General features: G+C 50.0%; 3 protein-coding genes. All 3 read left to right on the forward strand.

What is annotated here, in order from left to right; all coding sequences use genetic code 11:
• The first annotated feature begins 204 nt into the window (after window positions 1-204).
• The 3 genes from HY879_28250 (at window position 205) to HY879_28260 (ending at window position 6,646) form a co-directional block, all read left to right on the forward strand.
• The gene (locus HY879_28250) at window positions 205-2,910 is read left to right on the forward strand and encodes a cation-translocating P-type ATPase (protein MBI5607243.1); all 2,706 of its coding nucleotides are present in this window, start codon (window positions 205-207) and stop codon (window positions 2,908-2,910) included.
• A gap of 45 nt (window positions 2,911-2,955) precedes the next feature.
• Window positions 2,956-5,565 carry a phosphoenolpyruvate synthase gene (locus HY879_28255; protein ID MBI5607244.1) on the forward strand — a complete coding sequence of 870 codons (2,610 nt, stop codon included), beginning with the start codon at window positions 2,956-2,958 and terminating at the stop codon, window positions 5,563-5,565.
• A gap of 106 nt (window positions 5,566-5,671) precedes the next feature.
• Complete coding sequence (locus tag HY879_28260) at window positions 5,672-6,646, forward strand: sulfite exporter TauE/SafE family protein (protein ID MBI5607245.1); 975 nt, start codon at window positions 5,672-5,674, stop codon at window positions 6,644-6,646.
• Window positions 6,647-6,790 lie beyond the last annotated feature (144 nt).

Consider the following 6,790-nt stretch of genomic DNA (forward strand, 5'->3'; position numbering starts at 1 on the left):
GGAATTTTTGGCTTAGGCATTTAATAAGAGCAGCGACTCATAAAGGGGAGTAGCTTAGCAGCGGCTATCGTCATCACGTCCTTTGCTTCGGGACCGGTACCGCTGGTTAGGAGATACTAACAAGCGAGACCTTTATCACGATGAAAAACATCGAGGTAAGGGTCTTTTTTTTTGGAAGGAAAAAAGGTTTTAAAAGTGATCGACTTGCACTGGCATCAAAAAGAAATAAATACGGTCATAGAAGATTTCAACTCATCCCTTCAGGGCCTTTCTTCAGAAGAAGCTCAAAGGCGCCTGGAGCACTATGGCCTCAATGAACTCAAAGAAAAGAAGAAAAAAACCAGGATCATGATGTTCTTTGATCAGTTCAAGGACTTCATGATCCTGGTGTTGATTGCTGCGGCCATTATCTCCGGAATCATTGGGGAGCCCTCCGACACCTTGGCCATTGTAGTTATCGTCATCCTCAATGCGGTCATCGGCTTTATCCAGGAATCTCGGGCTGAGAAAGCCATGGAGGCCCTGAAAAAAATGGCGGCCCCCTTTGCTGTGGTCTTAAGAGACCGGCAGCCTACCCAGATACCGGCTTCCCGGCTTGTTCCCGGAGATATTACTTTTCTTGAGGCCGGCAATGTGGTGCCGGCTGATTTGAGGCTGATAGAAGGTGCCCGATTAAAGGTCGAAGAGGCGGTTTTAACCGGAGAGTCCATTCCGGTGGAAAAACAGATTCAGGCCCTTCATGACCAGACATTGGCCCTGGGTGACCGGAAAAATATGGTCTACAAAGGGACTATCGTTTCCTATGGCCGGGGCCGCGGGGTGGTAGTCGGCACCGGCATGGAAACAGAACTGGGCAAGATCGCTGCCCTGCTTCGGGATGAAAAGGAGGTAAAAACCCCCCTTCAGAAGAGACTGGCCGGTTTCGGCAAAAGGCTGGCCCTGACCGTCCTTTTCATCTGCGCCTTTATATTTTTCGTAGGGCTGTTAAGGGCTGAACCCCCCCTTTTGATGTTGCTTACGGCCATTTCTTTGGCCGTGGCTGCTATCCCGGAAGCACTCCCGGCCGTAGTCACCATCTCTTTGGCCCTGGGGGCCAATAAACTGGTTAAACAAAATGTCTTGATCCGGAAACTCCCGGCGGTCGAAACCCTGGGTTCAGTGACCTATATCTGTTCGGATAAAACCGGGACCCTGACCTTGAATCGGATGTCGGTGGAAAAGGTCTTTGTGGGTGGGGCGTTAGTTCGGAGTTCGGAGTTTGGCGTTCAGAGTTCGGAGGGTAAGCCCCTTGTCCTTGGCTGGATAAAAGAGGATCTTCAACCGTTCCCTGCTTTTTTGACCGCCCTGGCCTTGAATAATGATGCCCAGGTGGACAGTAACGGACAAGGGATCGGCGATCCGACGGAACTCGCTTTATTTACAATTGCCAGGGAAAAAGGCTTTGACAAAAAGGAAATCGAAAAAGCCTTTCCCCGAAAAGGAGAAATACCCTTTGATGCCGACAGAAAATGCATGACCACCATCCACGAACTGACCGGTATCGAAGGGCAAGGTTCGAAATACATCTCCTTTACCAAGGGGGCGATGGATGTTCTGTTGGATAAATCCAGCCATATCCTGACCGCTGAAGGGCTCAGGCCCTTGGGAGAAAATCAAATTAATTTAATCAATGAAGAAATGGCCGCTGAGGGCTTAAGGGTCATTGGTGTGGCCATGCGTCGCTGGACAACCCTTCCGGAAGAGGCAGTCTCTGAATCTATTGAAACCGGGCTGACCATCTTAGGTTTGGCAGGTCTGATGGATCCCCCGAGAGAGGAAGCTAAAGAGGCTATTAGTTTATGCCGGACGGCCGGGATCATACCGGTCATGATCACCGGGGACCATCCCGTTACGGCCAGGGCCATAGCCAAAAGATTGGGTATGATTGAGGACGGCTCACAGGCGGTGATGACCGGACCTGAACTGGAAAAATTGCCTCAGGAGGCCTTTAACAACCAGGTGGAGCAGATCCGGGTTTATGCCCGGGTGGCCCCGGAACAGAAATTAAAAATAATCAAAGCCCTCCAGGAAAAAGGACAGTTCATTGCCATGACCGGTGACGGGGTCAATGATGCCCCGGCCCTGAAAAGGGCCGATATCGGGATCGCTATGGGCATCACCGGCACCGATGTCTCCAAGGAAGCCGCCGATATGATCCTTCTGGACGATAATTTTGCCACTATTGTCAAGGCGGTTCGAGAAGGACGGAAGATATTCGATAATATCCGAAAATTCATCAAGTATCTGTTAACCACTAACTCCGGCGAGCTCTGGACCCTCTTTCTGGCCCCTTTGGTAGGACTGCCTATCCCGCTCCTGCCTATTCATATCCTCTGGGTTAACCTGGTCACCGACGGGCTTCCGGCCCTGGCCCTTTCCGTTGAACCGGAAGAAGGCGATGTGATGAAACGCCCCCCCCGGCATCCGGAAGAAAGTATTTTTGCCCACGGCCTGGGCCTTCATGCCGTCTGGGTTGGTTTTTTAATGGGCGCCCTAACCCTCCTGGCTCAGGCCTGGTTCATCAAAACTGGAAACAGCCACTGGCAAACAATAGTTTTTACCGTGCTCTGTCTGACCCAATTGGGCCATGTTCTGGCCATCCGATCCGAGAAAGAATCCCTGTTCCGTCAAGGGATATTATCCAACAAGCCTCTTTTAGGGGCCGTACTTTTGACCTTTGCCCTTCAAATGGCTGCCATTTATTGGCCTATTCTCAACCCCATATTTAAAACCGCCCCGTTAACCTTCAATGAATTAATGATTACCCTGGTCCTTTCCACCATGGTCTTCTGGGCCGTGGAGCTGGAAAAATGGGTCAAGAGAAAATTGGATAGGCCAGGTCTGGATTCCCGCTTAAAAACCAGACCCTGAAGAAAATATTGCAATATCCCTTGTTCTTAATTATATTTCCTTCAAATGATAAAAAGACTAAACCTATTTAATAAATGGAAATCCCGCTCCAAGGTGCCTTCCAAGGATTACCTGGCCCTTCTTTTTCGATTTAAATATTCTTCCTTTAAGATGCTGATCGATTCCAATACCCAGTTCCTGAAGGTCATTTCGGATATGGAAGAAAAACTCAGGGGACGTGACGTTTTCGGCATGTCCTATGTCAGGACCCAATCGGCCCGGGCCATCTTCCATGTTTTAAGGATGGTTAAGAATCTGGACGATTTATCCAACCATCGATATGGTCAACTCTTTGAAGTGCTGGAACAAATTAAACAAAAAATCCAAACCGAATTGGGCCAGAAAAAAGAACCTCCTGCTATCGAACCGACCCTGCCCTATTCCCGGATCAATAAGGAGATGGTGGACTGGGTGGGGGGGAAAAATGCCAACCTCGGGGAAATTCATAGTCAACTCAAACTCCCCATCCCTGAAGGGTTTGCCATCACAACCAGTGCCTTTACCTTTTTTCTTTCTCACAACGATCTTTTTGAAGAGATCAATAACAAAAAAATGAAAATCGATCCAACCAATCCGGAAACCATCAATCAGGCCAGCCGGGAAATCCAGGACTTGATTCTTTCTGCCCCAATCCCTGACCCGTTAGGGCAGGCCATTCATCTGGCTTATGATCAAATGGTCCAAAAAATGGAGCCGGCCGGGTCAAATGTCCGGTCCCCAAGAATAGCCATGCGCAGCAGTGCCATCGGTGAAGACAGCGAACTGTCTTTTGCCGGTCAATACCGGTCCTTATTAAATGTTACCCCCGATCAATTAATCGATGCCTACAAGCAGGTCGTAGCCAGTTTGTATACACCCCGGGCCATTTCCTATCGCCTGAATAAAGGGATCCGGGATGAAGACATCGCCATGGGTGTGGCCTGCATCGAGATGATCGATTCACTGGCCAGCGGTGTAATCTACACCCGTCATCCGGTAAATCTTTTCGAGGATAATATTACCATCACGGCCGTCTGGGGATTGGGACCCTATGCCGTGGAAGGCCGAATTACCCCGGATGCCTATACCGTGGCCAAGGACCGGTCTTTTAATATCCTGGTCACGGCCATTTCCCATAAAGCGGTTCAACTGATCAATGGCCCTGATGGGGGGACCATAGAAATAGCCGTTCCTCTTGAATACCAGGATATCCCCTGTCTTTCACCCGACCAGATCAGCACCTTATCCGATTATGCCTTGAGATTGGAGGCCCATTATAAAAGCCCTCAGGATATTGAATGGGCACTGGACCAGAGCGGTCATCTTCTCATCCTTCAATCCCGTCCCCTCCATCTTTGGTCTCCGGAAAAAGGTCCTAAGTCCATCCCATTGATCCCTGATTATCCCCTATTAGTGGAAGATGGGGCCATCGTCTTTCCCGGAATCGGGTCCGGGCCGGCCTTTCAGGTCCAATCAGAAGAAGACCTGGTCCATTTCCCTGATGGCGCCATCTTAGTAGCCAAACACTCCTCTCCCCAGTTTGTGATTGTCATGAAAAAGGCCCGGGCTATCCTGACCGATCTGGGAAGCGTCACCGGCCACATGGCTTCTCTGGCCAGGGAATTTGCCGTGCCCTGTATTCTGGACACCAAGACAGCAACCTCCAGCATACCCAGCGGGATGGAAATTACCGTCGATGCCTATTCCGGGAGGGTTTATCAGGGAAAGGTCCCCGAGCTGTTGTCGTTTCAGAAGACCCCGGAATCCCCCATGAAAGAAACCCCGGTCTATCAATCCCTGCGCCGAATAGCCGACCTGATTGTGCCCTTATATTTGACTGACCCCAAGGCCCCTAACTTTACCCCGGAGTTTTGTCAGACCCTCCATGATATCGGAAGGCTGGTCCACGAACGTTCCTATTCGGAGATGTTTCAGCTCAGTGACCTGGTCTCGGGGAAAGAGGGGTTTGCCTTCAAACTGGATGCGATGATCCCTTTGGATCTTCATGTCATTGACCTGGGAGGGGGCTTGAGCAGCAGGCGGGAACAGGAGATTTTAAAAAAAGTTGCGGTCCAGGACATCGTCTCCGTGCCTTTTAAGGCCCTGTTGCGGGGAATGACCCTGGAGGTCTTTCAGTACCCTCAAATAAGGCCGGTGAGTTTTTCCGGATTTTTTTCGGTGATGCGAGAACAGATGATGGCCCCGCCCCAGGCCGGCAACGAACGCTTTGGAGATCGCAGCTATGCTATTATTTCCGATAAATATCTCAATTTCAGTTCCCGGGTGGGCTACCACTACAGCGTCCTGGATTCCTATTGCGGCCCTTCGGTCAATATGAATTACATTACCTTTTCTTTCAAGGGAGGGGCGGCTGATGACACCCGACGTAACCGCCGCGTCCGGGCCATTGCCCTGATCCTGCAACATCTGGATTTTGTCGTTGAAGTCAACGGAGATCGGGTCGATGCCCGCTTCCAAAAATATGAATGTCCCCTGATCGAAGAAAAATTAGACCAGGTCGGCCGATTGCTTTTATATACCCGGCAAATGGATATGCTGATGCATAGTGAGGCCAGTGTGGAAGCCCTGGCTAAAAACTTCCTGGCCGGCAATTACACCCTGGATCAGCCGGTTTAATACGAAAATAACGTTCAGCGTTCGGCGAAACCTATTTTCATGTTTCGTGGTGCCACACCCTAAGCGTGGCATGAGGGTTTAATACGACTTTTACAATGGATTAGATATGGAAAGTTTCTATTGGATTTTTCCTGTTTCCGGAGTTAAAACCTATCTATTCATCCCGCCCCTGGTGGCCCTGATCGTTTCTTTTTTTACCTCCATGGGCGGGGTGTCCGGGGCTTTTCTGCTTTTACCCTTTCAAGTCAGTTTTTTGAATTTTACCAGCCCTTCGGTCAGCGCTACCAATTTTGTTTTTAATATTGTGGCCATTCCCAGCGGGGTCTATCGTTATCTTAAAGAGGGGCGAATGGCCTGGCCTCTGACCTGGGTGGTAATTGTTGGAACCCTGCCCGGGGTTTTTATCGGATATTATTTACGAGTCCTTTATCTGCCCAATCCCAAGGCCTTTAAATTGTTCGTTGGTTGTGTACTCCTGTACATAGGGGTCCGTCTCCTCTATGAGATGTCCGGCCGTTCTCAGAGAGGGAAAAAGGAAATGAAGGCCCTGGAAGACAAATTCAACCAGCGAACCAAAGAATTAAAAGAAAACCGGAACACCCGAATGGCTGCCGGCCTGCCGGCCGAGGCCGTAATCAAAACAATCCACTTCTCCTTTTCCCGGGTGGAATACGAATTTTGGGGAGAACGGTTTTCTTTTAGTACCCTGGCCATGTTTTTATTGGCCTTCGTGGTTGGGATTATCGGCGGCACCTATGGTATCGGTGGTGGCGCTATAATCGCCCCTTTTTGCGTAGCCGTTTTTCGTTTACCCGTTTATACCGTGGCTGGAGCCTCCCTGCTGGGAACTTTTTTGACCTCTATCGCCGGGGTTATTTTCTATAGCACTATCCCGGCTCAACCCGGGATGGCCACCGCTCCGGATTGGCTTTTGGGATTTCTTTTTGGGGCCGGCGGCCTTATCGGGATGTATTTAGGGGCCCGGGCCCAAAAATTTGTCCCCCAAAAATGGATCAAACTCATGTTAGGGTTCGTTATCAGCTCCTTGGCTGTGCGCTATATTACCCAATATTTTATCTGACCCCAATACCCTAACCCGGACAAGCCGGAACCAAAAGAAATGTACGTAGCAGGCACGGAGGCCTGCCATACTGTTGGTAGGACAGGCGTCTCTGCCTGTCCGCAAGCTATATCTTGACATTTTTGCGCAATACTTTATTTTTAA

This window comes from Deltaproteobacteria bacterium, assembly GCA_016219225.1.
Taxonomy (GTDB): Bacteria; Desulfobacterota; RBG-13-43-22; order RBG-13-43-22; family RBG-13-43-22; genus RBG-13-43-22.

What these genes read in the sequence shown, in the direction of transcription:
- HY879_28255 (MBI5607244.1), top strand. Translation starts at nt 2,956, where the DNA reads ATGATAAAAAGACTAAACCTATTTAATAAATGGAAATCCCGCTCCAAG.
- HY879_28260 (MBI5607245.1), top strand. Translation starts at nt 5,672, where the DNA reads ATGGAAAGTTTCTATTGGATTTTTCCTGTTTCCGGAGTTAAAACCTAT.